The 24,678-nt window shown below is 69.6% G+C and carries 23 protein-coding genes and 1 pseudogene; 14 read left to right on the forward strand and 10 right to left on the reverse strand.

Annotation, left to right across the window (positions count from 1 at the left end; all coding sequences use genetic code 11):
- Positions 1-20: 20 nt before the first annotated feature.
- Complete coding sequence (locus tag QTI33_RS19420) at positions 21-1,466, reverse strand: coniferyl aldehyde dehydrogenase (protein WP_286507885.1); 1,446 nt, start codon at positions 1,464-1,466, stop codon at positions 21-23.
- Entirely contained in the window at positions 1,463-2,368 is a 906-nt protein-coding gene (locus QTI33_RS19425; protein ID WP_286507886.1) for a sterol desaturase family protein, read from the reverse strand. The genes QTI33_RS19420 and QTI33_RS19425 overlap by 4 nt, the downstream gene beginning before the upstream one ends.
- Before the next feature lie 115 nt (positions 2,369-2,483).
- Here QTI33_RS19425 and QTI33_RS19430 point away from each other — a divergent pair, with 115 nt between their 5' ends.
- Positions 2,484-3,428, forward strand: coding sequence for a LysR family transcriptional regulator (locus QTI33_RS19430; RefSeq protein WP_286507887.1), 945 nt, complete (start codon positions 2,484-2,486; stop codon positions 3,426-3,428).
- On the opposite strand, the gene hmpA is transcribed toward QTI33_RS19430, so the two are convergent.
- The gene (gene hmpA / locus QTI33_RS19435) at positions 3,392-4,582 is read right to left on the reverse strand and encodes an NO-inducible flavohemoprotein (protein WP_286507888.1); all 1,191 of its coding nucleotides are present in this window, start codon (positions 4,580-4,582) and stop codon (positions 3,392-3,394) included. The genes QTI33_RS19430 and hmpA overlap by 37 nt on opposite strands.
- A 126-nt stretch (positions 4,583-4,708) precedes the next feature.
- On the opposite strand from hmpA, the gene norR reads away from it, so the two are divergent.
- Positions 4,709-6,316 (forward strand): nitric oxide reductase transcriptional regulator NorR, encoded by a 1,608-nt coding sequence (gene norR, locus QTI33_RS19440; protein ID WP_444814859.1) that lies wholly within the window; start codon positions 4,709-4,711, stop codon positions 6,314-6,316.
- 7 nt (positions 6,317-6,323) lie between these two features.
- Here norR and selD read toward each other — a convergent pair whose 3' ends face one another.
- Positions 6,324-7,412: a selenide, water dikinase SelD gene (gene selD / locus QTI33_RS19445; RefSeq protein WP_444814860.1), complete on the reverse strand. Its 1,089-nt coding sequence runs from the start codon at positions 7,410-7,412 to the stop codon at positions 6,324-6,326.
- A gap of 73 nt (positions 7,413-7,485) precedes the next feature.
- On the opposite strand from selD, the gene QTI33_RS19450 reads away from it, so the two are divergent.
- The 5 genes and pseudogenes from QTI33_RS19450 (at position 7,486) to mnmH (ending at position 11,805) form a co-directional block, all read left to right on the forward strand.
- Positions 7,486-8,343 carry a putative selenate ABC transporter substrate-binding protein gene (locus QTI33_RS19450; protein WP_286507892.1) on the forward strand — a complete coding sequence of 286 codons (858 nt, stop codon included), beginning with the start codon at positions 7,486-7,488 and terminating at the stop codon, positions 8,341-8,343.
- Positions 8,344-8,440: 97 nt separating this feature from the next.
- A pseudogene (locus QTI33_RS19455) lies at positions 8,441-9,109 on the forward strand (phosphonate ABC transporter ATP-binding protein); the annotation flags it as partial.
- The gene (locus QTI33_RS19460) at positions 9,106-9,933 is read left to right on the forward strand and encodes a PhnE/PtxC family ABC transporter permease (protein WP_286507894.1); all 828 of its coding nucleotides are present in this window, start codon (positions 9,106-9,108) and stop codon (positions 9,931-9,933) included. The pseudogene QTI33_RS19455 and the gene QTI33_RS19460, both read left to right, overlap by 4 nt.
- Positions 9,930-10,730 carry a phosphonate ABC transporter, permease protein PhnE gene (gene phnE / locus QTI33_RS19465; RefSeq protein ID WP_286507895.1) on the forward strand — a complete coding sequence of 267 codons (801 nt, stop codon included), beginning with the start codon at positions 9,930-9,932 and terminating at the stop codon, positions 10,728-10,730. Before QTI33_RS19460 ends, phnE begins: the two co-directional genes overlap by 4 nt.
- Complete coding sequence (gene mnmH / locus QTI33_RS19470) at positions 10,723-11,805, forward strand: tRNA 2-selenouridine(34) synthase MnmH (RefSeq protein WP_286507896.1); 1,083 nt, start codon at positions 10,723-10,725, stop codon at positions 11,803-11,805. Before phnE ends, mnmH begins: the two co-directional genes overlap by 8 nt.
- Positions 11,806-11,826: 21 nt before the next feature.
- Here the strand turns inward: mnmH and QTI33_RS19475 are convergent, their stop codons facing one another.
- Genes QTI33_RS19475 through QTI33_RS19495 form a run of 5 tightly spaced genes read right to left on the reverse strand, consistent with a single transcriptional unit; the run spans position 11,827 to position 17,188 of the window.
- Positions 11,827-12,801: a Bug family tripartite tricarboxylate transporter substrate binding protein gene (locus QTI33_RS19475; protein WP_286507898.1), complete on the reverse strand. Its 975-nt coding sequence runs from the start codon at positions 12,799-12,801 to the stop codon at positions 11,827-11,829.
- Positions 12,802-12,829: 28 nt separating this feature from the next.
- Complete coding sequence (locus QTI33_RS19480) at positions 12,830-14,383, reverse strand: bifunctional 3-(3-hydroxy-phenyl)propionate/3-hydroxycinnamic acid hydroxylase (RefSeq protein ID WP_286507899.1); 1,554 nt, start codon at positions 14,381-14,383, stop codon at positions 12,830-12,832.
- Complete coding sequence (locus QTI33_RS19485; protein WP_286507901.1) at positions 14,380-15,243, reverse strand: fumarylacetoacetate hydrolase family protein; 864 nt, start codon at positions 15,241-15,243, stop codon at positions 14,380-14,382. Before QTI33_RS19485 ends, QTI33_RS19480 begins: the two co-directional genes overlap by 4 nt.
- A gap of 20 nt (positions 15,244-15,263) precedes the next feature.
- Positions 15,264-16,163 carry a VOC family protein gene (locus QTI33_RS19490; RefSeq protein ID WP_286507902.1) on the reverse strand — a complete coding sequence of 300 codons (900 nt, stop codon included), beginning with the start codon at positions 16,161-16,163 and terminating at the stop codon, positions 15,264-15,266.
- Entirely contained in the window at positions 16,160-17,188 is a 1,029-nt protein-coding gene (locus QTI33_RS19495) for an amidohydrolase family protein (protein ID WP_286507903.1), read from the reverse strand. The genes QTI33_RS19490 and QTI33_RS19495 overlap by 4 nt, the downstream gene beginning before the upstream one ends.
- An 87-nt stretch (positions 17,189-17,275) precedes the next feature.
- On the opposite strand from QTI33_RS19495, the gene QTI33_RS19500 reads away from it, so the two are divergent.
- Positions 17,276-18,202 (forward strand): LysR family transcriptional regulator, encoded by a 927-nt coding sequence (locus QTI33_RS19500; protein WP_286507904.1) that lies wholly within the window; start codon positions 17,276-17,278, stop codon positions 18,200-18,202.
- Here QTI33_RS19500 and QTI33_RS19505 read toward each other — a convergent pair.
- A complete protein-coding gene (locus QTI33_RS19505) occupies positions 18,165-19,256 on the reverse strand; it encodes a Rieske 2Fe-2S domain-containing protein (RefSeq protein ID WP_286507905.1) in 1,092 nt (363 codons plus the stop codon). The genes QTI33_RS19500 and QTI33_RS19505 overlap by 38 nt on opposite strands.
- 67 nt (positions 19,257-19,323) lie before the next feature.
- Here QTI33_RS19505 and QTI33_RS19510 point away from each other — a divergent pair, with 67 nt between their 5' ends.
- The 6 genes from QTI33_RS19510 (at position 19,324) to QTI33_RS19535 (ending at position 24,671) form a co-directional block, all read left to right on the forward strand.
- Positions 19,324-20,226, forward strand: coding sequence for a LysR family transcriptional regulator (locus tag QTI33_RS19510; protein WP_286507906.1), 903 nt, complete (start codon positions 19,324-19,326; stop codon positions 20,224-20,226).
- A 43-nt stretch (positions 20,227-20,269) separates the two neighbouring features.
- Positions 20,270-21,055, forward strand: coding sequence for a YoaK family protein (locus QTI33_RS19515; RefSeq protein ID WP_286507907.1), 786 nt, complete (start codon positions 20,270-20,272; stop codon positions 21,053-21,055).
- A gap of 321 nt (positions 21,056-21,376) precedes the next feature.
- Positions 21,377-21,997 carry a hypothetical protein gene (locus QTI33_RS19520; RefSeq protein ID WP_286507908.1) on the forward strand — a complete coding sequence of 207 codons (621 nt, stop codon included), beginning with the start codon at positions 21,377-21,379 and terminating at the stop codon, positions 21,995-21,997.
- Entirely contained in the window at positions 21,994-22,683 is a 690-nt protein-coding gene (locus tag QTI33_RS19525; protein ID WP_286507909.1) for an ABC transporter ATP-binding protein, read from the forward strand. The genes QTI33_RS19520 and QTI33_RS19525 overlap by 4 nt, the downstream gene beginning before the upstream one ends.
- Positions 22,680-23,891, forward strand: coding sequence for an FtsX-like permease family protein (locus QTI33_RS19530; protein ID WP_286507910.1), 1,212 nt, complete (start codon positions 22,680-22,682; stop codon positions 23,889-23,891). Before QTI33_RS19525 ends, QTI33_RS19530 begins: the two co-directional genes overlap by 4 nt.
- A 12-nt stretch (positions 23,892-23,903) precedes the next feature.
- Positions 23,904-24,671 (forward strand): outer membrane lipoprotein-sorting protein, encoded by a 768-nt coding sequence (locus QTI33_RS19535; RefSeq protein ID WP_286507911.1) that lies wholly within the window; start codon positions 23,904-23,906, stop codon positions 24,669-24,671.
- Positions 24,672-24,678: the final 7 nt, after the last annotated feature.

Consider the following 24,678-nt stretch of genomic DNA (forward strand, 5'->3'; position numbering starts at 1 on the left):
GCCAGCCGCCCTGGGCCGCTTCAGCTGATCAGCCGGAGCAGCCGCCCCATCCGTTCGAAAGTCCGCCCATAGGGCGGCCGCAGCAGCGCCGTGCCCGACAGCCTCGACTGGTGGAACACCGGCTTCTCCTTGCTGAAGGTGCGGAAGCCGTACACGCCGTGGTAGGCGCCCATGCCGCTCGCACCGACGCCGCCGAAAGGCAGCTCCTCCTGCCCGAAGTGCCACATGCAGTCGTTCAGCGTCACGCCGCCGGAGATCGTGCCCGACAGCAGCCGGTCCTGCTCGGCGCCGGCGGCACCGAACCAGTACAGCGCCAGCGGCCGCTCGTGCGCGTTGACGTACGCGATCACCTCGTCGAGCGTGTCGTAGGCCAGCACCGGCAGCAGCGGCCCGAAGATCTCCTCCTGCATGATCTTCATGTCCTCGGTCGGGTCGAGCACCAGCGCCGGTGCCAGCACCCGGCCCGCTGCGCCGCCCGCCATGCCTTCGGCGTGCAGCGGCACGACCCGCGCGCCGCGCTGCTGCGCGTCCGCGAGCAGGCCCTGCAGGCGCATCAAGTGCCGCTCGCTGACGATGCCTGTGCAGTCCGGATTGCCCGCCAGCCGCGGGTACTGGCGCGCCACCGCGCGCCGCATCGCCTCGACGAAGGGCCCGACCGCGCTGCGCGGCACCGCCGCGTAGTCGGGCGCGATGCAGGTCTGGCCGGCGTTGAACAGCTTGCCCATCACCAGCCGCGCCGCGACCTGGTCCAGGTCGGCGCCGGCACCGACGATCGCGGGCGACTTGCCGCCCAGCTCCAGCGTCACCGGCGTCAGGTTGGCCGCTGCCGCCATCGCCACCTGCCTGCCCACCGCCGTCGAGCCCGTGAACAGCAGGTGGTCGAAGGGCAGGCCGGCGAAGGCGGTGCCGATCTCGGCGCCGCCGTTGACGACCGTCAGCTCCTCGGGCGCGAAGCATTCCGCCACCGCCGCCCGCATCAGTTCGGCCAGCCGCGGCGTCAGCTCCGAGGGCTTGATCATCACGCGGTTGCCGGCGCCGAGCGCCGCGATCGCCGGACCCATCGCCAGCTGGTATGGATAGTTCCAGGGGCTCACCACGCCGACCACGCCGAGCGGCTGCGGCACGATGCGGCTGAAGCCGGGCCGGAAGGCGAGGGCGGTCGGGGCGCGCCGCACCTTCATCCACGACTTGAGCTGCCGGCGCGCATGCTTGACCGCGGACTGCACCATCATCACGTCGGCCAGGCGCGTCACGTGCACCGATCGATGGCCGAAATCGGCCGACACCGCGCGCTCGATCTCCGGCGCGATGCGGTCGGTCATCGCGAGCAGGCGATCGAGCCGGTCGATGCGCACCGCGTGCGACGGATTCATGTCGCTGCCGAAGGCGGCCCGCTGGCGGTCGAAGGCCTCGCGCATGCGCAGCAGCGCGGGGTCGAGGATCTGCTCGCGCACGATCGCGTTCATGGCTTGCCCGCCAGCGCCTGCGGCGCGTGGGTGGAGGCATCGCCGTCGACCTCGGCCTCTGCATAGGCGCGGCCACCGCGCACCAGCGCCGAGTGCGCGCGCCGCGAATGGATGAGCGGATAGAACATCTCGACGAACCAGCGCTCCTTGCCGAACACCAGGTCGTCCTGCAGGCCGACCTTGGCCGGGTAGCGGCGCGTGATCTTGGCGGTGCCGAAGAGCAGGTCCCAGACGAACAGCAGGTTGCCGAAGTTGCCCTTGTAGTGGCCGATGCCGTCGTCGTTGGTGAGCGCGTGGTGGGCCCAGTGCGTGGCCGGCGTCGAGAGGGTGCGCTCCAGCACCCAGGCCAGCGGATGCAGCCACCTGATGCGGTAGAGCGGGGCGTCCCACGGCACCGCGCTGTGGGCGCCGAGGATCACCGTGAGCTTGATGACGATGTAGACCAGGTAGACGTTGCCGAAGCCCAGGTAGATCAGCACGCCCGAGGCCCACAGGCCCGGCATCATCAGGTAGTAGAAGAAGTTGTTGCGGTAGGTGACGCGGATGCTCATGTAGTGCGCCGTGTGGTGCGCGCGGTGCAGCGGCCAGAGCAGCGGCGAATGCGAGACCCGATGCCACCAGTACTGCGTCATGTCGTCGGCCACCAGCAGGATCGCGCCCATCGCCCACCAGGGCAGGTGGGCCCAGGCATCGCGCTGCGCCGGCATCAGCAGCGCGCACAGCTTGCCGGTGACCGCGAAGATGAAGGGCTGCGAGAAGGCGAGCAGCGACAGGAACATGAACAGTTCCAGCTTGGTGTCGTCGGCGGTGGCGTGGAACTGCCGGTGCTTGCGGGAGCCGACTTCCAGCAGCGCGAAAAAGAGAATGATCGCCACCAGGACGATGTTCTGGACCAGGTTCACTGTCTTGTCTCCTTGCTTGGTGCCCGCAGTGTTCCGTCAATCCCCTATTGAGTCCAATGCATAGTGAAGCTAATCTCGATGCAGTGGCTGCAATTGGCCGCCCAGGAGTGGCGTCATGGACTTGAAGCGCTGGACCCACATCGTCGCCGTCGCCGACCGGCGCAGCTTCATCCGTGCTGCCGAGCAGGTGCACCTGAGCCAGCCGGCGCTGACCCGCAGCATCCAGGCGGCCGAGGCCGAGCTCGGCCTGCTGCTGTTCGACCGCGGCACCCAGGAGGTGGTGCCGACGCCGGCCGGCGAATTCATCGTCGCGCGGGCGCGCCAGCTGGTGTTCGACAACCGCTGCCTGGAGCGCGACATCGCGCTGTACCGCAGCCTGGAGCTCGGCGATACCGCCTTCGGCGTCGGGCCTTTTCCGGCCGCGACCTTCCTGGCGCCGCTGCTGGCCTCGATGCGGCGCGAGTACCCGGCCATCAACCTGCGGGTCGAGATCAGCAACTGGCAGCTGCTGCTGGCGCGGCTGCGCGAGGAAGACATCGAGTTCTTCGTCGCCGACACCCGCGACCTGCCGACGGACAGCAGCCTGGACCTGCGGCCCCTGCGGCGGGAGCCCGGCGGCTTCTATGTGCGCGCCGGACACCCGCTGGCGCGCCGCAAGGGCGTCGCGTTGCAGCAGCTGTGGACCCATGGGGTGCTGACGGTCCGGCTGCCGGAGGGCGTGCGGGCCGTGATCGCGCAGCTGCTCGGCCTGCCCTCGGTGGCCGAGCTGTCGCTGGCGCTCGAATGCGACCACGTCGACCTGCTGAAGGACATCGCGCTCGGCTGCGACTCGGTGCTGGCGGCCCCGCATGCCGCGGTCGCGCACGAGGTCGAGGCCGGCCGGCTGCGCGCGCTCGACATCGGGGGTCTGCCGCCGATGGCGTCCGAGATGGGCGTGGTGACCCTGAACGGCCGCACGCCTTCGCCGATGGCCAAGCTGATCATGGGTCGGCTGCCGGGCGGTGAGCCAGCCTCGGCTGCCCCTTACTCCAGCGCCGACGCCGGCCCGAAGAACTCATAGCGCGCCTGCCGGTCCGGCACCCCGAGCGTGCGCAGGGCGCTCTTCACCTGCTGCATGAAGGGCTTCGGCCCGAGAAAGTAGGCATCGATGTCGCGGGTCGCCGGCAGCCATTGGGCGAGCTTCTGCACGTCGAGCCGGCCGACCGCGTCCGGCGCATCGGCCTGCGCTGCGTCCTTGGCCACCTCTTCGTAGCAGTAGAAGCGTTCAAGCTGCGGATGCTTGTGCGCCAGCGCATCGATGGCATGGCGGAAGGCATGCGCGCCGCGGGTGCGCGCGCAGTGGATGAAGTGCACCGCGCGCGAGGTCTTCAGCGCGGCTTCGAGCATGGCCAGCGTCGGTGTGATGCCGACGCCGCCGCTGATCAGCACCAGCGGCCGCTCGCCTGCCTCCAGCGTGAAGGCGCCCGCGGGCGGGAACAGCTCGACCGTGCCGCCTTCCCCGACCGCGTCGTGCAGGTGGTTGGACGCCACGCCGCCGGTTTCACGCTTGACGCTGATGCGGTAGGTCTGGCCGTTCGGCGCTGCCGACAGCGAGTAGTTGCGGCGGATCTCCTGGCCGTCCACCACCAGCCGCAGGCCGATGTACTGGCCCGGCTTGAAGTCGAGGATGGCGCCGCCGTCGGTCGGCGCAAGGTAGAAGGAGTTGATCTCCTCGCTCTCGACTTCCTTCCTCACGACCGTGAACGACCGGGCACCGCGCCAGCCGCCGGGCGCATCGGCCCGCTCGTCGTAGGCCTGCTTCTCGGCGCCGATCAGGATGTCGGCCAGCTGGCCGTAGGCGGCGGCCCAGGCGGCGATCACCTCGTCGGTGGCGATCTCGGCGCCGAGCACCTCGCGGATCGCGCGCAGCAGGCAGGCGCCGACGATCGGATAGTGCTCGGGCAGCACCTGCAGCGCGACGTGCTTGTTGACGATCTGGCCGGCCAGCTCACCGAGCGCTTCCAGCCGGTCGATGTTCTTGGCGTACATCAGCACGCCGTTGGCCAGCGCGCGCGGCTGGTCGCCGCTGGCCTGGTGGGCCTGGTTGAACAGCGGCCGCACCTCGGGATGCTCGGCGAGCATGATCCGGTAGAAATGGGTCGTCAGCGCCTCGCCGCCGGTTTCGAGCAGCGGGACGGTGGCGGTGACGATGGACTTTTGTTGGGTGGTCAGCAAGGGAGGGCTCCTGGGTTCACTAGGGATGCGTTGTGCAGTGCAATAGCCGTTCCAGGGGCGGCGGCCAGCCAAATCAAGGACTTGGCGTTGCGAGTGTCTTTCTGACATCACTAAAATCGTGTCGAAATGACTCAAATTCGTGTCCATTTGACCGCCGACAAACTGCTGGAGGCGATTGCACCGCTGCTTTCGGACATGGGCGCCGGCCTGCCCGGCGACGAGCTCTATCGGCGCCTGCTGCAGTCGCTGCGGGTGCTGCTGCCCTGCGATGCGGCGGCGCTGCTGCGGCTGGAAGACGGCAGCCTGCTGCCGCTCGCGGTCGACGGCTTGAGCCGCGACACCCTGGGCCGCCGCTTCCGGATCGCCGAGCACCCGCGCTTCGCGGCGCTGCTGGGCTCCGGCGGGCCCTTGCGCTTTCCGTCCGACAGCCCGCTGCCCGACCCCTACGACGGCCTGGTGGAGGGGGTGCACGGCGAGCTCGACGTGCACGACTGCGTCGGCTGTCCGATCCGGCTCAACCAGCGCGTCTGGGGCCTGCTCACGCTCGACGCGCTGCAGCCCGACCGCTTCTCGCGCGCCGACCTGGCGGCGCTGCAGCTGTTCGCCGACCTGGCCGCGGCCACCGTCACCGTGGCCGGCCGCATCGAGCAGCTCGAGAACCGGGTCGCGCTGGAGAGCCGGCGGGCCGAGAGCTTCAGGCTCGCCGCGGCGCCGCGGGCCCGCACGCTGATCGGGCGCAGCCCGGCCATGCGCCGGCTGCTGGCCGACATCGAGCTGGTGGCCGCCAGCGAGCTGTCGGTGCTGATCCAGGGCGAGACCGGGGTCGGCAAGGAACTGGTGGCCGAAGCGATCCACGCCGGCTCGCCCCGCGCGGCGCGGCCGATGATCAGCCTCAATTGCGCGGCCTTGCCCGAGACGCTGGTCGAGAGCGAGCTCTTCGGCCACGTCAAGGGCGCCTTCACCGGGGCCGCCGGCGACCGGCCGGGCAAGTTCGAGCTGGCCGACGGCGGCACGCTGTTCCTCGACGAGGTCGGCGAACTCCCGCTGCCGGTGCAGGCCAAGCTGCTGCGCGTGCTGCAGAGCGGCCAGCTGCAGCGCCTGGGCTCCGACCGCGAGCACCGCGTGGACGTGCGCCTGATCGCGGCCAGCAACCGCGACCTGGCCGAGGAGGTGCGGGCCGGCCGCCTGCGGGCCGATTTCTACCACCGGCTGAGCGCCTACCCGCTGCGCGTGCCGCCCCTGCGCGATCGCGGCCGCGACGTGCTGCTGCTCAGCGGCTTCTTCCTCGAAGAGAACCGCTCGCGGCTCGGCATCGGCGCCGCCCGGCTGGACGCAGGCGCGCAGGCCGCGCTGCTGGCCTATGGCTGGCCGGGCAATGTGCGCGAGCTGGAGCACCTGCTCGGGCGCAGCGTGCTGAAGGCGCGGGCGCGGCATCATCCGCAGCGGCCGCGGATCCTGAGCCTCACGGCGGAAGACCTGGAGCTGGCAGGGCGCCGGGCCGAGGCGGCCCCGGCGCCGGAAGCGGTAGACAGCGCGGACATCGCCAGTGAGGCGCCGCGCCAGGGCGAGTCGCTGCAGCAAGCCGTCGATGCGCTCAAGAGGCAGCGCCTGCTGGCGGCGCTCGCCGCCCACGGCTTCAACCGGGCGGCGGCGGCGCAGGCGCTCGGCCTCGACCGCGCCAACCTGATCCGGCTGGCGAAGCGGCTGGGGGTCGCGCTCGAACCCGTGAAGTGACGAGGCCTCAGGGCAGCACGCGCAGGCCGGCCTTGCCGGCTTCGGTGCGGCCGATCACGGCCGCGGCGCCGAAGCCTTCGTCGCGGAAGATCGCCAGCACCGCGTCGACCGCCCCGGGCGCACAGCTGACCAGCAGCCCGCCGGATGTCTGCGGGTCGCTGAGCAGCGCCTGCGCGGTGGCCGGCAGGCCCGCGGCCAGCGCGACGTCGTCGCCATAGCCGCCCCAGTTGCGGCCCGAGGCACCCGTCACGAAGCCTTCGGCGGCCAGCGCCTCCACGCCCTCGAGCCGCGGCACCTTCGACCATTCGATCACGGCTGTCAGCCCGGCGCCGCGCGCCAGTTCGAGCGTGTGGCCGGCCAGCCCGAAGCCCGTGACGTCGGTCAGCGCATGCACGCCGGGCAGCGCCGCCAGCGCGATGCCGGGCGTGTTGAGCCGGGTCGTGCTGTCGATCAGCTGCCGGTAGCCGGCCTCCGACAGCTGCTCCTTCTTGAGCGCCGCCGACAGCACGCCCACGCCCAGCGGCTTGCCGAGCACCAGCAGGTCGCCGGCCTGGGCGTCGGCGTTGCGCTTGACCTGGGCCGGGTCGACCAGGCCCATCACCACCAGGCCGTAGATCGGCTCGACCGAGTCGATGGTGTGGCCGCCGGCGATCGGGATGCCGGCCGCGCGGCAGACGTCCTGGCCGCCGCGCACGATCTCGCCGATGGCCTCGAGCGGCAGCTGGTTGACCGGCATCGCGACCAGCGCCAGCGCCATGATCGGCTTGCCGCCCATCGCGTAGACGTCGCTGATAGCGTTGGTGGCCGCGATGCGCCCGAACTCGTACGGATCGTCGACGATCGGCATGAAGAAATCGGTGGTCGCGATCAGGGCCTGGCGGTCGTTGAGCCGGTAGACCGCGGCGTCGTCGGCGGTCTCGATGCCGACCATCAGCTCGGGCGGCATCAGGCCGCCGGCGCCGCTCTTGAGGATCTGCGAGAGCACGCCGGGGGCGATCTTGCAGCCGCAGCCGCCGCCATGCGAGAAGCTCGTGAGCCGCAGCGGGGCCAGCGGGTTGACGGGGCGGGGGGAGGGCGTGTCGTTCATGGGGCCCATTATCCGAGCGGCTTGCAGTTGCGGCTTTCTACAATCGAGAGCTGTCCGCCTATCGGCCTCCGGCTGCCCCATCATGAAAAACATCTCCCGCCGCGCCTTCGCGCTGGTCCTTTCCGTCTTCGCCGTCGGTGCCTTCGCGCAGGGCAAGGTGCTGCGCGTGTCCGCCATTCCCGACGAGGCGCCGACCGAACTGCAGCGCAAGTTCAAGCCGCTCGGCGACTACCTGCAGAAGGAGACCGGCATGGAGGTGCAGTTCACCCCGGTCACCGACTATGCGGCGGTGGTCGAGGGGCTGGCCACCAACAAGCTCGACCTGGCCTGGCTCGGCGGCTTCACCTTCGTGCAGGCGCGCATCCGCACCAACGGCGGCGCGCTGCCGATCGTGCAGCGGGCCGAGGACAAGGTCTTCACCAGCAAGTTCATCGTGCCGGTCGACAGCCCGGCCAAGACCCTGGCCGACCTGAAGGGCAAGACCTTCGCCTTCGGCGCGCCTTCGTCCACCTCGGGCAGCCTGATGCCGCGCTACTTCCTGCTGCAGGCCGGCATCGACCCCGAAAAGGACTTCAAGACCGTGGCCTTCTCGGGCGCCCACGATGCCACCGTGGCCTTCGTGGCCGCCAACCGGGCCGAGGCCGGCGTGCTCAACGCCTCGGTCTGGGACAAGCTGGTCGAGGCCAAGAACCCCAACGCCGCCAAGGTGCGCGTGCTGGCGACCACGCCGACCTACTACGACTACAACTGGACCGTGCGTCCGGGCCTCGATCCGGCGCTCACGAAGAAGCTGACCGACGCCTTCCTGAAGCTAGATCCCGCGAACCCCGCCCACAAGGAGATCATGGACCTGCAGCGGGCCAGCAGGTTCATCCCGACCCAGTCGTCCAACTACGACGGCATAGAGGCGGCGGCCAAGTCCGCGGGCCTGGTGAAGTGATGCGGCGCCCGCCGCCTGCCGGGCCGCGCGCGTGAGCTTCTCGCTCGATGCGGTCGGCCTGGTGCATCCGAACGGCCACCGCGCGCTGCAGGGCGTGTCGCTGGCCGCCGCCGGCGGTGAGCGGCTGGCCGTCATCGGTCCTTCGGGCGCCGGCAAGACCACGCTGCTGCGGGTGCTCGGCGCCGCGCTGCGGCCCGGCGAGGGCGTCGTCCGGCTGCTCGACCAGACTCCCTGGCAACTGACGGCGCCGGCTTTGCGCGGCCTGCGGGCGCGCATCGGCACCGTGCACCAGAGCCCGCCGATCGCGCCCAGGCTGCGGGTCGTGACCGCGGTGCTCGCGGGGCGGCTCGGCCAGTGGTCGGCGCTGCGGGCGCTGGGCTCGCTGCTGCGCCCGTCCGACCTGCCCGGTGCGCACGAGGCGCTGTCGCGGCTGGCGCTGGAAGACCGGCTGTTCGAGCGCTGCGATCGCCTGTCGGGCGGGCAGCTGCAGCGCGTCGGCATCGCCCGCGTGCTGTACCAGCGGCCGGCCCTGCTGCTGGCGGACGAGCCGGTGTCGGCGCTCGACCCCACCCTGGCCGACCTGACGCTGCAGCAGCTGGTGCGGCAGAGCGAGGCGACCGGCGCGACCCTGGTGGCCTCGCTGCATGCGGTGGACCTGGCGCTGCGCTGGTTTCCTCGCATCGTCGGCATGCGCGGCGGGCAGCTGGTGTTCGACCGGCCGGTGGGCGAGGTCGACGAGGCGATGCTGAAGGCGCTGTACGCATGACGGAGCCCACCGCGCTGCGCGATCCGGCGGCTCGGCGGCGGCTGGTCGGCGGCCTGGCTGCGCTGGCGATCGCCTGGCCGATGCTGCAGCTGGCCGGGTTCCATCCCGCGGCCTTGTTCGGCGCCGGCAACCTGCAGGTGATCGGCGGCTTCCTGGCCGGCTTCGTGCCGCCGGCCGCGGCACCGGACTTCCTGGCGCTGCTGGCCAAGGCCACGCTCGAGACCCTGGCCATGGCCACCGCCGGCACCGCCCTGGCCTTCCTGATCGGCGCGCCGCTGGCCTTCGTGACCACCCGCGCGCTGTCGCGCTCGCGCATCGGCCCGGGACCGGGGCGGCTGCGCGCCGCGGCATTGCGGCAGTGCGCACGCTCGCTGCTGATGGTGCTGCGCGCCATCCCCGAGATCGTCTGGGCGCTGATCTTCGTGCGCGCGCTGGGCCTCGGTCCGGCCGCCGGCGTGCTGGCGCTGGCCATCACCTACGGCGGCATGCTCGGCAAGGTCTACGCCGAGGTGCTCGAATCGACCGACACCGCCCCGGCGCGGGCCCTGCTCGAAAGCGGCAGCGGCCGGCTGGCGGCGCTCGGCTACGGCCTGCTGCCGAACTGCGCCCAGGAGCTGACCTCCTACACCGTCTACCGCTGGGAGTGCGCGGTGCGGGCCTCGGTGGTGATGGGCTTCGTCGGCGCCGGCGGCCTGGGCCAGCTGATGGACCAGTCGATGAAGATGCTCAACGGCGGCGAGGCCAGCAGCATCCTGCTGGTCTTCCTGGGCCTGGTGCTGCTGGCCGATGCGCTGAGCAACGCCCTGCGGAGGCTGCTGCGATGAGCGCGTCGTTCGCCGCCGCGCCGCCGCGCTGCCTTCGCTGCTGGGCCACGGCGCTCGCCATCTTGGTCGCGGTGGCGGCCAGCTTCGCCTGGCTCGCGATCGACTACGGCGCACTGTTCACCGGCGAGTCGCTGGCGCTGATGGGCCGCTTCATTGCCGAGTTCTTCCCGCCCGACCTCTCCGCCGCGTTCCTGCAGAAGACCGCCTGGGGCGCCATGCAGACCCTGGCGGTGTCGGCGCTCGGCACCTTGCTGGCGGCAGCCGGCGGTGCGCTGCTCGCGCTGCCGGCGTCGGGCCGCTCGGGGGCCTGGGTGCAGGGCGCGACCCGCTTCCTGCTCAACTTCCTGCGCAGCGTGCCTGAGCTGGTGTGGGCGGCGCTGATGGTGCTGGCGGCCGGCATCGGCCCCTTCGCCGGTGCGCTGGCGCTCGCGCTGCACACCACTGGCGTGCTCGGCCGCCTGTTCGCCGAGAGCCTGGAGAACGCGCCGCGCGAGCCCGAACGGGCGCTGTCGCAGAGCGGCTCGGGCGCCGTGGCGGCCTTCGCCTACGGCAGCCTGCCGCTGGTGCTGCCTCGATGGGTGGCCTACACGCTGTATCGTTGGGAGATGAACATTCGCATGGCCACCGTGCTGGGCTTCGTCGGCGGCGGCGGCCTGGGGCAGCTGCTCTACTTCCACCTGTCGATCTTCCAGCAGCAACAGGCCATGACCGTGCTGGCCGCGATGTTCGGCCTGGTGGCGCTGGTCGACATGGCGAGTGCCCGGCTGCGCCGGGACCTGGGGCCGGCCCATGCATGAGGACGACAAGCGCTACCGCCCGACGCGGGTGGCCGACATCCCCGCCTTCGACACCCTGATCGACGCCCGCTCGCCGGCCGAGTTCGCGCTCGACCACATCCCGGGTGCCATCAACTGCCCGGTGCTCGACGACGACGAGCGCCGCATCGTCGGCACGCTCTACAAGCAGACCGGGGCCTTCGAGGCCCGCCGGGTCGGCGGCGCGATGGTCGCGGCCAACCTGGCGCGCCACCTGCGCGAGCAGTTCGCCGACCGGCCCGCCAACTGGCGGCCGCTGGTCTACTGCTGGCGCGGCGGCTTGCGCAGCGGCTCGATGGTGACCTGGCTGCGGCTGGTCGGCTGGGACGCCCAGCAGCTGGCCGGCGGCTACAAGAGCTTCAGGCACCACGTGCTGGCGCAGATCGAGGCCGCCTGCCCGCAGCTGCAGCTGCGCGTGATCTGCGGCGCCACCGGCAGCGCCAAGACGCGCCTGCTGCAGGCCCTGGCCGCGCGCGGCGAGCAGGTGCTCGACCTCGAGCACCACGCCCGCCACAAGGGCTCGCTGCTGGGCGCCTTGCCCGGCGTGCCGCAGCCTTCGCAGAAGCAGTTCGAGACCCGCATCGCGACCGACTTCCAGGCCCTGGACCTGGCCCGGCCGGTGTACGTGGAAGGCGAGAGCGCCCGCATCGGCCGGCTGTCGCTGCCGATCCCGCTGGTGGCGCGCATGCGCGGGGCCGACTGCATCGAGGTGCAGGCCGACCCGGCCGCGCGGCTGGCCTACCTGCTGCGCGACTACGCCTACCTCGGCGACGACCCGGAGGCCCTGGCCGGCCAGCTGGGCAAGCTCAAGGAGCTGCAGGGCAAGGCGGTGGTGGAGCGCTGGCAGCAGTGGGCGCGGGCGGGCGAACTGGCGCCGCTGTTCGAGGAGCTGATGCGCCTGCACTACGACCCGCACTACGAGCGCTCGCAGGCGAAGCACTTCAGCCGCTGGGCGCAGCGTGCGCGGGTGGCGGCAGCGGACCTGACGGAGGCGGGAATCGAGGCGGTGGCGCAGGGCGTGCTGGCCTTGGCCGCCGTGCCTGCGCCGGCGCCATGACATGCCGCGCCGGGCCTCGCCTCATTCCGGTGCGATGCTCAGGTCCTTCGTGAGCCTGGCCCAGCGTGAATGCTCCGCATCCAGCATGCCGCCCATCTGCGCCACCGTGCCGGCGCCGTCCGTCATCGGGCCGATGGCCAGCAGGCGCGCCGCCATGTCCTTGTCGCTCAGCACGACGTCGAGCTCGCGGTTGAAGCGCTGGACCACGGCGCTCGGCGTGCCGGCGGGGGCGACGATGCCGATCCAGCCGGCGTAGTTGAAGCCGGGCAAGGTGTCGGCCACCGGCGGCACCTGGTCCCAGCCGGCGATGCGCTTGGCGGTGGTGACGGCCAGCGGGCGGAGCTTGCCGGCCGTGACCATCTGCGAGACCGAGGGGACGTCGCTCACCAGCACTTCGATCTGGCCGCCGACCGTGTCGGTCACGCCCGCACTGACCGAGGCATAGGGCACCGAGTTCACCTCGATGCCCAGCTGCGCCGCCAGCAGCCGGGTGACCATGCCGCTGAAGGTCTTCGGCCCTTCGTTGGCGATGGCCAGCTTGCCGGGATTGGCCTTGGCGTACGCGACCAGGTCGCCCAGCGACTGGAACTTCGACCCCGCGTTGACCGAGATGGTGAAGGGCACCGTGCCGACCATGCCGACGGGGATGAAGTCCTTGCGCGGGTCATAGGGAAGGTTCTTGAACAGGTAGGAGTTCATGACCAGGGCCGCGGCGGTCGCGAAATAGAAGGTGTAGCCGTCGGCGGCCGACCGGGCGGCCGCCTGGGCGCCGATCGCGTTCTGTCCCCCTGGACGGTTCTCCACCACGATCGGCTGGTTGAGCCGGCGCGCGAGCTGGTCGCCGATCATCCGCGCCATCGAGTCGGCGCCCGATCCGGCAGGCTGCGACAGGATCAGCTTGATGGGCTTGTCGGGCCAGCCTTGGGCCAAGGCGGTCGGCAGCCAGGTGGCGAGCAGCGCGGCGCCGGTGGTCAGGGTGAAGGTCCTGCGATTCATGGTCGATGTCTCCTGTTGATTGTGGGGTTCAGGCCTCGCAGGCCGCCTTGGCGCCGAGGGCGATGGCCGCCTCTTCGAGCAGCGCCGTCGCTTCTTCGGCCGTGGCTGCGACGCCATAGACGTAGTTGTCCGGCCGCACCAGCGCCGCCACGCAGGCATGACGCCGGAACCAGTCGGCGGCCACCCCTTCGGTTTCCGCCAGGGTCGCCAGCGGTACCCGCGTGAGCCCGCGCCAGAGGCCGGTCTGCGCGCTCGCTGCAGCTTCGTTGGCCAGCACCAGCCGCCAGCCGTGGCCGGCGACCTCGTCCATGCGGCGTTGCTTCCCGCCCTGCTGCAGCCAGGGCTGAGGGAACAGGCCGCCGCGTGCCGCGCTCTCGCGCCCGGAAAGCAGGCCGCGTTCGAGCCGGGGCAGGATGTCCTGGCGCGGCGTGTCCCTGACCACCCCGGCGCAATCCGCCAGCAGCTGCGCATCGCGCGCCCGGGCCTTGGCCGGGTCGCGTTCGCAGATCACCGCGCCGACGCCCTTGATGCGGCTGGTCAGCTCGCGCACATGGGCCTTGCGCTCGGTGCCGTAGCTGTCCAGCAGGGCGTCGGCGGCGCTGCCGCCGACTTCGCCCTGCAGCACGGCGGCGAGCTTCCAGCTCAGGTTCGCCGCGTCGCGGATGCCCTGGCACATGCCCTGGCCGAGGAAAGGCGGCTGCATGTGCGCGGCATCGCCGGCGAGAAACACCCGGCCCTTGCGCCACTGGGCGGCCACCAGCGCGTGGAAGCGGTAGCTGGCCTGGCGCCACAGCTCGCCGTCCGCGGGCGTGAGCCAGCGCGCCAGCAGCTTCCAGGTCTCGGCGTCGGTGGCGACCTCGCCGGGGTCCTCGCCCGGCTTCAGCGAGATCTCCCAGCGCCGGTGGTTCTTCGGCCCGATCACCAGCGTGCAGGGGCGCTCCGGCTCGCAGTACTGCACGCTCACCGGCGGCAGCTTGGCCAGGCCCTGCTCGTTGACCCGCACGTCCACCACCAGCCAGGGCTCGTCGAAGTCGAGGTCCTCCAGCGGCATGTCGAGCTGCGTGCGCACGGTGCTGGAGCCGCCGTCGCAGGCGATCGCGTACCGGGCGCGCACCGTCTGGCGCTCGCCGTTCGCCGCGTCGATGGCGAGCGACACGCCGTTCGCGTCCTGGTCGATGCCTTGCAGCGTGGCGCCGAGCGCCACCGTCACGTTCGGCAGTTCGGCGACCCGTGCGCGCAGCACGCGCTCGACCGCCGGCTGGGTGAAGACCATCGAGGGCGTGTAGCCCTGCGGATAGGGTGGCGCCACCATGGTCATGCGGCGGATCAGCTGGCCGTCGACGCCGAAGTACTCGGAGTTGGTGAAGGGCTCGCAGTGGGGCTGCACCGCTTCCGCCACGCCGAGCTGCTGGAACACCCGCATGATCTCGTGGTCGAGGGCGATCGCGCGCGGTATCTGGTAGACGTCCAGCAGCCGCTCGCAGACATGGACGCGCAGGCCCTGTTGCCCCAGCAGCCCGGCCGCGACCTGGCCCGCCGGCCCGTAGCCGACGATCGCGACGTCGTAGACGGGCTCGCTCATCGTGCTTCGTTCACGATCGGATTGGACAGGGTGCCGACGCGCTCGATCTCGACCTCGTAGCGGTCGCCGGCCTTCATCCACACCGGCGGCGTCCGCGCCTGGCCGACGCCGGCCGGCGTGCCCATCACGATCACGTCGCCGGGCTCCAGGGTCAGCACCTCGGCCAGCAGGGCGATGGTCTCGGCGACGCTGAAGATCATGTCGCTGGTGTTCGCGTCCTGCATCACCTCGCCGTTGAGGCGGCCCTGGATCTTGAGGCCGACCGCGCCGGGCGGCAGCGCGTCGGCGCTCACCAGCAGCGGGCCGAAGCCGCCGGTGCCGTCGAAGTTCTTGCCGATGGTCCATTGCGGCGTGCGCTTCTGGTAGTCGCGCACGCTCATGTCGTTGAAGCAGCTGTAGCCGAAGACGTAGGGCAGCGCGTCGGCCTCCTGGGTGTGGCGCGGCACCCGGCGGCCGATCACCACCGCCAGCTCGGCCTCGTAGTCGAACTTCGAGGACACCGAGGGCACCACGCCGGCCTCGCCGTGGGCGATCAGCGAGGAGGCGCCGCGGAAGAAGAACCAGGGGTAGTCGGGCTTCTCGCGCCCGCCTTCCTTGGCATGGTCGTAGTAGTTGAGGCCGAGGCAGATGATCTTGCCGGGCTCGGGCACCAGCGGCGCGAGGGTCGCGGCGGCCAGCGGCTGGCGGGTGCCATTGGCCAGCGCCTGCCGCGCCGCCTCGTTCAGGTCGACGCCGGCCTGGAGCGCGCGGCGGAGGTCGTCGGGGACCTGCGGCTGGGCATCGTTCAGGTCGATCAACTGGTCGCCGTCGACCACGGCCAGGCGAGGCGCGCCGTTGCGCAGGTAGGTGCTGAAGTTCATGGCTTTCTCTTTCGGGGGAATCAGGAGGGGACGAAGAGGACGCGCCGCTGCGCCTCCTTCAGGGTGGGGCCGGGTGGCGCCGAGATGCCCCACTGGTCGACGCGGCCGGGCGGCCACTTCCAGTCTTCGGGGCCGCGGGGTTGGTAGCGCTCGTCGACCTGCTCGACTTCGGCCGTGTATTCGATGACGACGCCGAAGGGATCGATGAAGTAGTTGAAGAGGTTGTTGCCCGGGCCGTGGCGCCCGGGCCCCCACTGGATCGGGAATCCTGCATCCTTCATGCGGCCGCCCCCGCGCATCACGGCATCGCCGTCGGGCATCAGGAAGGCGATGTGATTGAGCGCGTCGTTGTCCGAGACGCCGACGGCCAGCGTGTGGTGGTCGCTGTTGCAGTTCATGAAGGCGATGGCCACGGTGCGGTCGGCCAGCGTGAAGCCGAGCACCTTCGTCAGGAAGGCCTGGGTCTCGTCCACGGCATGGCTGTTCAGCACGACGTGGGTCAGCCGCAGCGGCCGGTCGCGCGTCGAGGCCGACGGCTCGCTTCGGACGTCGCCATGCACCACCTGGAAGATGCGGCCGTGCGGGTCGCGGAAGCTGAAGCCGGTGCCGCCCGCGGCGTCGTCCAGCGGCTGGATCGGGCTCAGGACCCGGCCGCCGTTCGGTTCGACCTGCGCGGCCACGGCGGCCAGCGCCTCGGCGCTGCGCGCGCGCAGCGTGACGTGGCGGATCCGCGGCACGTCGCCGCCCTGGTACAGCGCGAGCAGGAAGGCATCGCTGCCGCTGCCCCGCAGGCAGAGCGCGCCGTCGCCGCGCGCGGCGACCTCCAGCCGCCAGGTCTCGGTGTAGAAGCTTTCGGCCTGCGCCAGGTCGGGCATGTCGAGCGCCACGCTGCGCAGCCCCTCGATCCAGGGTGAACTCATGCAATGCCTTTCGAAAGGCCGAGGAAACGCTCGGCGTTGCGGTGGACCAGCGCGGCCGCGGTGTCGGCATCGAAGCCTGCGGCCTCGATGCGCGCCACCGGCGTGCGGTCGTGGAAGTTGAAGGGGTAGTCGGTGCCCAGCATCAGCTGGCTGCCGCCGAAGCTGCCGACCAGGTGGCGCAGGGTCGGGGTGTCGAATACCAGCGTGTCGTAGAAGAAGCGGCGCGCCTGTTCCACGGGCGCCTGCAGCAGGGTCTCCTGCAGGGCCGGGAACACGCCCGCACCCTGCTGCAGGCGCGGCAGCAGCGAGGCCAGCGTGCCGCCGCCGTGGCTGAAGGCGATCCGCAGCTTGGGGCGCCGCACCAGCAGGTTGCTGGTGATGGCCGAGGCGGCGGCCAGGCCGACGTCGCCGGGGTAGGCCAGCACCTGCTGCAGTGCCGGCGGCCCCACCAGCCGCTCCATGCCGGCGGGGCGGATCGCATGCACGAACACCGCGGCGCCGAGCCGTTCGCAGGCCTCGAAGAAGGGATCGAAGGCCGGCGCGCCGATCGCCACGCCGTTGATGTTGCTGCCGATCTCGACGCCGGGGAAACCGAGCACCTGGACCACATGCTCGAGTTCGCGGATCGCGAGGTCCATGTCCTGCAGCGGCACCGCGCCCAGGCCTGCGAGGGCGCCGCCGCTTTCGGCGACCATGGCGGCGATCTGCTCGTTCAGGAAGCGCAGCAGCTGCTGCGCGGGCTCGGCCTCCATCCAGTACGAGAGCAGTTCCGGCATCGGCGAGACCACCTGCAGCGCCAGCCCCATGCCGGGCAGGTCCTGCAGCCGCCTGGCCGTGTCCCAGCATTGGTCGGACACGGTGCGGTACACCTTGCCCGAGATCATGACGCTCCGGTGGCAGGGCTGGGCCGCGGCCATCGACGGCCAGTCGGCCGGCAGGCGGCTGCCGAGGTAGGCCGGGAAGTTCTCCGGCACCACGTGCGCATGCGTGTCGATGCCGCAGGCGCAGCCGGATGGGTGTTTCAACGTGCTCAATGTGTGTCTCCGGCCGCGATCGTAGGAAGTCGACCAGTTCGTGTACAGACGATTTGGCCGATAGATAAAATCGGTTTCATGGATATTCGTTCGGTCGATCTCAACCTGCTGGTCCTGTTCGACACCATGGCCCGCCTGCGCAGCGTCAACAAGGCGGCCGAGGCCCTGGCGCTGAGCCAGTCGGCCACCAGCGGTGCGCTGGCGCGGCTGCGTGCGGTGTTCGACGACCAGCTGTTCGTGCGGACGGCCTCGCAGATGGAGCCGACGCCGCGCGCGCTCGAACTGGCGCCGGTGGTGCATCGGGTGGTGCAGACGATCCAGTCGGAGATCCTCCAGCAGGCGGCCTTCGACCCGGCGCGGGCCGAGCGCAGCTTCACGATCCTCACGCCCGACATCGGCGAGGTCGCCTTCCTGCCGGGCGTGCTCCGGCGCCTGCGCGAAGAGGCGCCGCATGTGCGGCTGCACGCGGTGTCCAGGCCGCGGGCGGCGGCCGCGGACGCGCTGGAGCAGGGCGAGGCCGAGCTCGCCGTCGGCTTTTTTCCGGACCTGCAGCGGGCCGGCTACTTCCAGCAGGCGCTGTTCATGAGCTCCTACACCTGCATCGCCTGTGCCCGCCATGTGGGGGCGGGGTCGCGCATGACGCTCAAGCAATATTTGTCAGCGCGCCACATCGTCGTGCGGCCCGACGGCCGGGAACATCTGCTGGACCGCTTCCTCGACGACAAGGGCTGGCAACGCCATGTCACGCTGGAGCTCTCGCACTTCATGAGCCTGGTGGTGCTGCTGCCCGGCAGCGACCTGATCGCTACCGTGCCGCAGGACATCGCGACCGTGGTCGGCCGGCATGTCGCGATCAAGGAGATCGCGCTGCCGTTCCGGCCGCCGCAGCTGCAACTGCAGCAGTACTGGCACCGGCGCATGCAGAACGATCCCGCCAATCGCTGGCTGCGCGGGCTGTTCTATGACGTCAACCGGCGGGAGGCCGGAGCCCGGATGCCGGGTTGACGGCAGCCTGCTCCGCCTCGATCAGCTGCGCCAGCACGCGCCGGGCGCGCACCGGGCCGGCATCGACCGACAGCATGACGGGTTTCAATTCGTCCAGGCCGAGGCCGCCCATGTTCTGCTGGACCGCCTCGATCATCGGCTTGTCCTGCGTGTCGAAGGCCTTGCGCAGGGAGGCCAGGCGGGCACTGTCCATCTCGGGATCGCGCGCCCCCCAGTTGCGCCCCTGGGCCCAGAAATAGTGGGTCGCGGTGGCCGAGGCCGGCGTCATCAGATGGCAGCCCTGGCTTTCGTGCGCGCTTTGCGCGGGCTCGCCCTCCGGCAACACGCCCACGCTCAGCTTCATCAGCGCCGGCGGGTCCCAGCGCACGTCGAGCCAGCGCTCGACGAAGCGATCCTGGGCTTCGTACCAGCGCTGGAGAAAGGGCGGAAGAACCTCATGGCTGGTGCGGCGCTTCGAGAACACGGTGTGGCCTTCCTGCACCACGCCCGACTGCGCGCGCCGGACCGCCTCGCTGCCGAGCAGCCCGGGATGCAGGAACTCGATATGGCCCAGATCCATGATGTTGTCGGTCATCAGTTCGTAGTGGCCCTCGGCCAGGGTGTAGCCCTTGACGTTCTGGAATTCGGGATCCGTCAGGAAATCGAACTCGGGGATGGCGGCCGGGTCCGCCCGCTCGGCGTCGCCCATCCAGATCCAGATCAGGTGGTGGCGCTCCACCGCCGGAAAGCTGCGCACCACGGCGCGCTTCGGGATCATCCCGTTGCCATGCGGGTTGTGCACGCAGGCGCCGCTGCAGTCGAAGCGCAGGCCGTGGTAGGCGCACTCGATCCCGTCATCGACCCGCTTGCCGAGGTGCAGCGGCGCGAACCGGTGCGGGCAACGGTCGTGCAGTGCGTTCGGCCGGCCGTCCGAGGTGCGGAACAGGACGACGGGGATGTCCAGCAGGCGGCGGGGCAGCATCGGGCCCGCGAGTTCGTCGGTCCATGCGGCCACGTACCACGCGTTGAAGAGAAAGGATCGGCCGGGTGATTCATGTGGTGCGGGGGTGTTCATCGGAGCGATCGTATGAAGCGAGGCAGAATCCATCAACGCAATGCCATGAATACGGGAAATCCACGCCATGGATCCAAGGTCGCTCGATCTCAATCTGCTGGTGGTCTTCGACGCCATGCTCAAGCACCGCAGCGTGACGCGGGCCTCGGAGGCCATCGGCCTGAGCCAGCCGGCCGCGAGCGCCGCCGTGGCACGGCTGCGCGCGCTGTTCGACGATCAGCTGTTCGTGAAGATCGGCGCCGAGATGAAGCCGACGCCGCGCGCGGCCGCGCTGGCGCCGAGCGTGCTTCGCGTGATGGACACCGTGCGCGACGAGATCCTCCAGGACAGCGCGTTCGATGCGGCGCTGGCCAGGAGGACCTTCACGGTCCTCACGCCCGACATCGGCGAGGTGGCTTTCATTCCGCCGATTCTCGAACGGCTTGCAGGGCAGGCGCCGGGGGTTCGCATCCGATCCCTGGCCATGCCGCGCAACGCGGCCGCGGAGGCCCTCGAATCGGGCGCGGCCGAGTTGGCGATCGGCTATTTTCCGGACCTCCAGAAAGGCAATTTCTTCCAGCAGCGGCTGTTCAAGACCTCGTATGTCTGCATCGTGAGCCGCGGGCATCCAGGCGTTGCAGACAAGATCACGGTGAAGCAGTTCCAGCAGGCGCGCCATGCCGTCGTCAGCCCGGACGGACGCGAGCACCTGCTCGAGCGCTGGCTCAAGGAAAAGAACATCGAGCGCGACGTGTTCATCGAGGTCTCGCATTTCATGAGCCTGGTGGCGATCGTCCCGGGCAGCGAACTCGTGGCCACCGTGCCGCGCGAAATCGCGCAGGTGATCGCCCGGCACGCGGGCATCAGGATCGTGGACGCGCCATGGAAGACGCCGCCGATCGAGGTCCACCAGTTCTGGCACCGGCGCTTCCACAAGGACCAGGCGGTCATCTGGCTGCGTGGGGTGGTGCACGAGTTGCTTCGCCATTAGTCGCGGCATGCCAAGATGGCGCCGTCGAACCATCGAGACCGCCATGCGACGCCTGCGTTTCCTCACCAACCGCCATCGCGCGCCCTCGACCAACCGGGCCCTGGGGCTGCTGCTGGCCTTCAATGCGGGGGCCGTCAACGCGGGCGGCTTCCTGGTGCTGCACATGTACACCTCGCACATGACCGGCTTCGCCTCCCAGCTCGCCGATGGGCTGGTGCTGGGCAACGCGAAGCTGCTGCTCAACGCGCTGGGTGCGGTGCTGGCCTTCCTGAGCGGCGCGGCGGTGTGCGCGATGCTGGTGAACTGGGGCCGCCAGAACCGCCTGCATGGCGTCTACGCGCTCCCGCTGCTGCTGGAGGCGATGCTGATGCTTCCCTTCGGGCTGATGGGCGCGATCACGCTGACCTGGAACACGCCCTTCGCCGTGCCGCTCACGGTGCTGCTGCTGTCGTTCATCATGGGGCTGCAGAACGCGGTGGCGTCGAAGACTTCGGGCGGCAGCATCCGCACCACCCACATGACCGGCAACATCACCGACCTGGGCATGGAACTCGGCAAGCTCTTCTACTGGAACCGCGCCAATCACGTGGCCGCAGCGCCGGTGCGCCACGACCCGCTGCGCATCCGCATGGCCAGCGGCCTGGTGGGCATGTTCGTGCTCGGGGGCATCGTCGGGGCGCTGGGTTTCAAGTACCTGGGCTTCATCTGCACGCTGCCGCTGGCCGCGCTGCTGCTGGCGCTGTCGCTGCCGCCGCTGGCGCGCGATCTGCCCCGCTCGCGGGTGCTGCGGCGGGTGGCTGGCTTTGTGGGGTGGCGGACTGGGCGCTGATCAGAACAAGCGACGTCCCGCCTCCAGGCCGTGCGGGCGGCTCCGGCTGGCAGCAAGGGGAAATACAAAACCACACTTCTTTCAGCGGAGTGCTTTTCTCTGAGCGGGTTTTCACATACAGATTTCTCATTCCCATCCGACTGGGAATTGATTAGATTCGCTCGCAAGAGATAAAAAGGAACCGCGAGCCGCCAGCCAAGAGCCTTGGTGTGCGCGCTTCTCCCGGACGGACGTTTCCGCGGTGCAGACAGAAGATTTTCAGGGACGGAAATCATGATCGATCCAGCTTCCGGGCCGCTCAGGGTCCGAAGGGGCATCGCCGTGACGGCGCTGACCATAATCGCCTTGACGCTTGCGCGACCGGGCATGGCCTATACGGAGGCGGAGTACGAGGACGCGAGCAGGGCGCTGCGCGCGGTGTACGCCGGCGACAACGCAGCCATTCCCGTCGCGCTGGACAAATTCAAGGCACTGTCTCCGGCCGGATCTGCCGATCCACTGGTGATGGTCAACGTGGGTGCGGCCACCTCGTTGCAATCGCGCGCAACCATCCTGCCCTGGAAGAAGATCTCCTACGCCGAGGACGGCATGGCGATCCAGGACAAGGCCATCGCCCTGCTGACTCCCGCGCACGACGCCAGCCTGTACAAGGGTACGCCGGTGTCGCTGCATGTGCGCCTGGTGGCGGCCAGCACGTTCCTCTCGGTCCCGAGGTTCTTCAACCGAGAAGCACAGGGCGGCAAGATTCTCAACGGCATCATGGACAGTCCGCTGTTCGAGCAGGCCAACCCGCAGTTCAAGGGCGCCACGTGGATGCGGGCCGCGCGATGGGCCGTCGACGAGAAGAGACTCGAGGACGCGAAGAAGTACTTGCTCATCGTCATCGAGAGGAGCGCACCGCAGGCGCATGAAGCCGCGGCGCAACTCGCCGCGATCCAATGAGCGTCGCAGGCAGCGCAGCCGTCGTGCGGTTGCGCGGCATCGAAAAGTCCTACCGATTGGGCCAGCACCGGGTGCCCGCGCTGCGAGGCGTTGACTTGGAGGTCGTGGCCGGCGAACTGGTCGCTCTCACCGGTCCCTCGGGCAGCGGAAAGAGCACGTTGCTCAACATCTGTGGCTTGGTCGATCGGCAGGACGCCGGGCAAGTCCAGTTGGCTGGCAGCACGATCGACCACCTTGCGGAAGATCGGCGCACGCTCATGCGCCGGGATCTGCTGGGTTTCATTTTTCAGGGCTTCAATCTGGTGCCCGTGATGACCGTCGCAGAGAACGTCGACTATCCGCTCTTCATTGCCGGCGTTGGCGTGCGCGAGCGCCGCGAGCGCGTGACGGAACAACTGGAAGCGGTCGGGCTCGCGCAACACGCCCGGCATCTGCCGGACAGGCTTTCGGGTGGTCAGCGCCAGCGGGTGGCCATCGCACGCGCCCTGATCAAGCGCCCGACACTGGTGATCGCCGACGAACCCACGGCCAGCCTGGATTCGGTCACGGCCGACCAGGTGCTCGCGCTGATGCGCCTGCAGAGCCACCAGAAGGGTTGTGCGTTCCTGATCGCAACGCACGACAGCCGCTTGCGGTCGCAATGTGATCGCGTGATTTCCATCCATGACGGGCGGATCGTGTCATGAGGTGGATCCGCTTCGCCCTCAAGAACGCGCGGCGCAATCGCAGGCGTTCCCTCGTGACCGTGGCCATCACCGCGATCGGCACGTTGGCGATCCTGCTCGCGGGCGGCTTTGCGCTCTACACCTACGAATCGTTGGCGCAGGCTTCGGCGCGCATGACGGGGCACCTCATCCTGGGTACTCCCGATCAGTTCTTTTCCGAAGAGGAACAGCCGCTGCAGCACGGCATCGACGACTGGAAGGCGGTGGCGTCTTCTCTGCTCGGCGACGCCGACGTGCGTGCGATCCTGCCTTCGGTATCGTTCTCCGGGTTGGCCAGCAATGGAGAAAAGTCCACGGTCATGGTGGCGCTCGGGGTCGACCCGAAGGCGGAATTCACCATCAAGGGTCCGTTCCTCAAAATGATTGACGGCAGTGTCTTGACGGGTGATTCCGGCGGGGCCGAGGTCATGCTGGGCGAAGGCCTGGCGCGCAGCCTCAAGGCGAAGCCAGGCGCCTCATTGACACTGCTGGCCAGCACCAGTGACGGCGCGATGAACGCGCTCGACGTGATCGTCCGAGGCGTTTTTTCCACTGGCGTCACCGAGGTGGACAAGCGGATCCTTTACGTCGATCTGGTCACTTCGCAACGCTTGCTGCATTCCGAGCGAGTGTCTGCCTTGGGCGTCTTTTTGTCGCGCATCGACAAGACGGCCGACGCGCAGGCGCGGTTGGGTGCATTGCAGCCCGCCTTGGTGACGCGCTCATGGGAGGACGAGGCGACGTTCTACCAATCGGTCAAAGCGCTCTACAACCGCATCTTCGGCGCGCTGGGCATCGTCATTGCTTTGATCGTGGTGGCCGTCGTCACCAACGCAATGGCGATGTCGATCGTGGAGCGAACGCGGGAGATCGCGACCCTGCGCGCCATTGGAACCTTCCCCCGCCAACTGATCTGGTGCCTGACCTGGGAAGGCCTGCTTCTGGGGCTGGCTGGCGTCATGTCGGGCGGTGTCCTGGCCTTCGGCGTTTCCATGCTTCTGTACGTCTTTCCGGTTCAGATGCCGCCACCCCCGGGCCGCTCGACCAGCTACCCGCTGAACATCAGCGTGGACGGCTGGCTGTACCTGGGAACCGCTTTCTTGATGGTGGCCCTGGCCGTTGTGGCGTCAGCGCTGGTTGCGCGCAGGACAGTGAATCTGCCCATCTCCGCCGGCCTGGCACACACCTGAAAGCGAGCCACCATGATCCCCTTCAGAACTTCTTCCATATTGCTGGCGTTTCTGCTGGTCGTGCCCCTGCTTGGCCATGCGGAGGCGCCAATGGCGAACGGGCAAAGCGCCGCCGAGATTCTGAAGAAAGCGGACAGCTACCGTGCTTCGTCTGCAGATCTTCAACTCGACGTCGAAATTGCGGTATTCAACGCGGACGGCTCGCCGTCAAAGGAACGCCGCTACACCGTTTTCTCTCAGTCGCAGCACCGATCACTGGTGCTCATGCAGAGTCCGTCCGAGAAAGGCCAGAAGGTCCTGATGCTCGGCGATGATTTCTGGCTGTTGATGCCCGGCACCAGCCGGCCGCTGCGGATCACGGCAATGCAGAAACTGCTTGGTGACGTCTCCACCGGAGACATCGCGACGATGAGCTGGGCAGAGGACTACGCCAGCGCCATCGTCGGTGAGGAGGCGTGCGCGGGCCAGCCCTGCACCCACCTGAGCCTGACGGCCAACCGCAAGTCGCTGAACTACCAACGAATCGAATTGTGGGTCGGCAAGATCCACCGCGAACCGATCAAGGCCGAGCTGTTTGTGCAGTCCGACAAGCTGGCCAAGGTCGCCCGCTTTTCCACCGACAAGCCAGCTGCACCTTCCGCAGTGGTCGAGATGACCCTGCTTGATCGTCTGAGCAACAACAAGGAAACCCGTGTGCGATACGGCGCGCGACGCGAGCGCACTTTGCCGGCGGAGTGGTTGAACCCGATGTTCCTCGCGGCCAACCCCAAGATCGATTGAGGCGCAC

This window comes from Variovorax davisae, from assembly GCF_030316845.1.
Taxonomy (GTDB): domain Bacteria; phylum Pseudomonadota; class Gammaproteobacteria; order Burkholderiales; family Burkholderiaceae_C; genus Variovorax; species Variovorax davisae.

Excerpts from the sequence above, each read along its gene's own strand:
- QTI33_RS19420 (WP_286507885.1), bottom strand. The coding sequence starts at position 1,466 with ATGAACGCGATCGTGCGCGAGCAGATCCTCGACCCCGCGCTGCTGCGC.
- QTI33_RS19430 (WP_286507887.1), top strand. The coding sequence starts at position 2,484 with ATGGACTTGAAGCGCTGGACCCACATCGTCGCCGTCGCCGACCGGCGC.
- norR (WP_444814859.1), top strand. The coding sequence starts at position 4,709 with ATGACTCAAATTCGTGTCCATTTGACCGCCGACAAACTGCTGGAGGCG.
- selD (WP_444814860.1), bottom strand. The coding sequence starts at position 7,412 with ATGGGCCCCATGAACGACACGCCCTCCCCCCGCCCCGTCAACCCGCTG.
- QTI33_RS19450 (WP_286507892.1), top strand. The coding sequence starts at position 7,486 with ATGAAAAACATCTCCCGCCGCGCCTTCGCGCTGGTCCTTTCCGTCTTC.
- QTI33_RS19460 (WP_286507894.1), top strand. The coding sequence starts at position 9,106 with ATGACGGAGCCCACCGCGCTGCGCGATCCGGCGGCTCGGCGGCGGCTG.
- phnE (WP_286507895.1), top strand. The coding sequence starts at position 9,930 with ATGAGCGCGTCGTTCGCCGCCGCGCCGCCGCGCTGCCTTCGCTGCTGG.
- mnmH (WP_286507896.1), top strand. The coding sequence starts at position 10,723 with ATGCATGAGGACGACAAGCGCTACCGCCCGACGCGGGTGGCCGACATC.
- QTI33_RS19475 (WP_286507898.1), bottom strand. The coding sequence starts at position 12,801 with ATGAATCGCAGGACCTTCACCCTGACCACCGGCGCCGCGCTGCTCGCC.
- QTI33_RS19480 (WP_286507899.1), bottom strand. The coding sequence starts at position 14,383 with ATGAGCGAGCCCGTCTACGACGTCGCGATCGTCGGCTACGGGCCGGCG.
- QTI33_RS19485 (WP_286507901.1), bottom strand. The coding sequence starts at position 15,243 with ATGAACTTCAGCACCTACCTGCGCAACGGCGCGCCTCGCCTGGCCGTG.
- QTI33_RS19490 (WP_286507902.1), bottom strand. The coding sequence starts at position 16,163 with ATGAGTTCACCCTGGATCGAGGGGCTGCGCAGCGTGGCGCTCGACATG.
- QTI33_RS19500 (WP_286507904.1), top strand. The coding sequence starts at position 17,276 with ATGGATATTCGTTCGGTCGATCTCAACCTGCTGGTCCTGTTCGACACC.
- QTI33_RS19505 (WP_286507905.1), bottom strand. The coding sequence starts at position 19,256 with ATGAACACCCCCGCACCACATGAATCACCCGGCCGATCCTTTCTCTTC.
- QTI33_RS19510 (WP_286507906.1), top strand. The coding sequence starts at position 19,324 with ATGGATCCAAGGTCGCTCGATCTCAATCTGCTGGTGGTCTTCGACGCC.
- QTI33_RS19515 (WP_286507907.1), top strand. The coding sequence starts at position 20,270 with ATGCGACGCCTGCGTTTCCTCACCAACCGCCATCGCGCGCCCTCGACC.
- QTI33_RS19525 (WP_286507909.1), top strand. The coding sequence starts at position 21,994 with ATGAGCGTCGCAGGCAGCGCAGCCGTCGTGCGGTTGCGCGGCATCGAA.
- QTI33_RS19530 (WP_286507910.1), top strand. The coding sequence starts at position 22,680 with ATGAGGTGGATCCGCTTCGCCCTCAAGAACGCGCGGCGCAATCGCAGG.
- QTI33_RS19535 (WP_286507911.1), top strand. The coding sequence starts at position 23,904 with ATGATCCCCTTCAGAACTTCTTCCATATTGCTGGCGTTTCTGCTGGTC.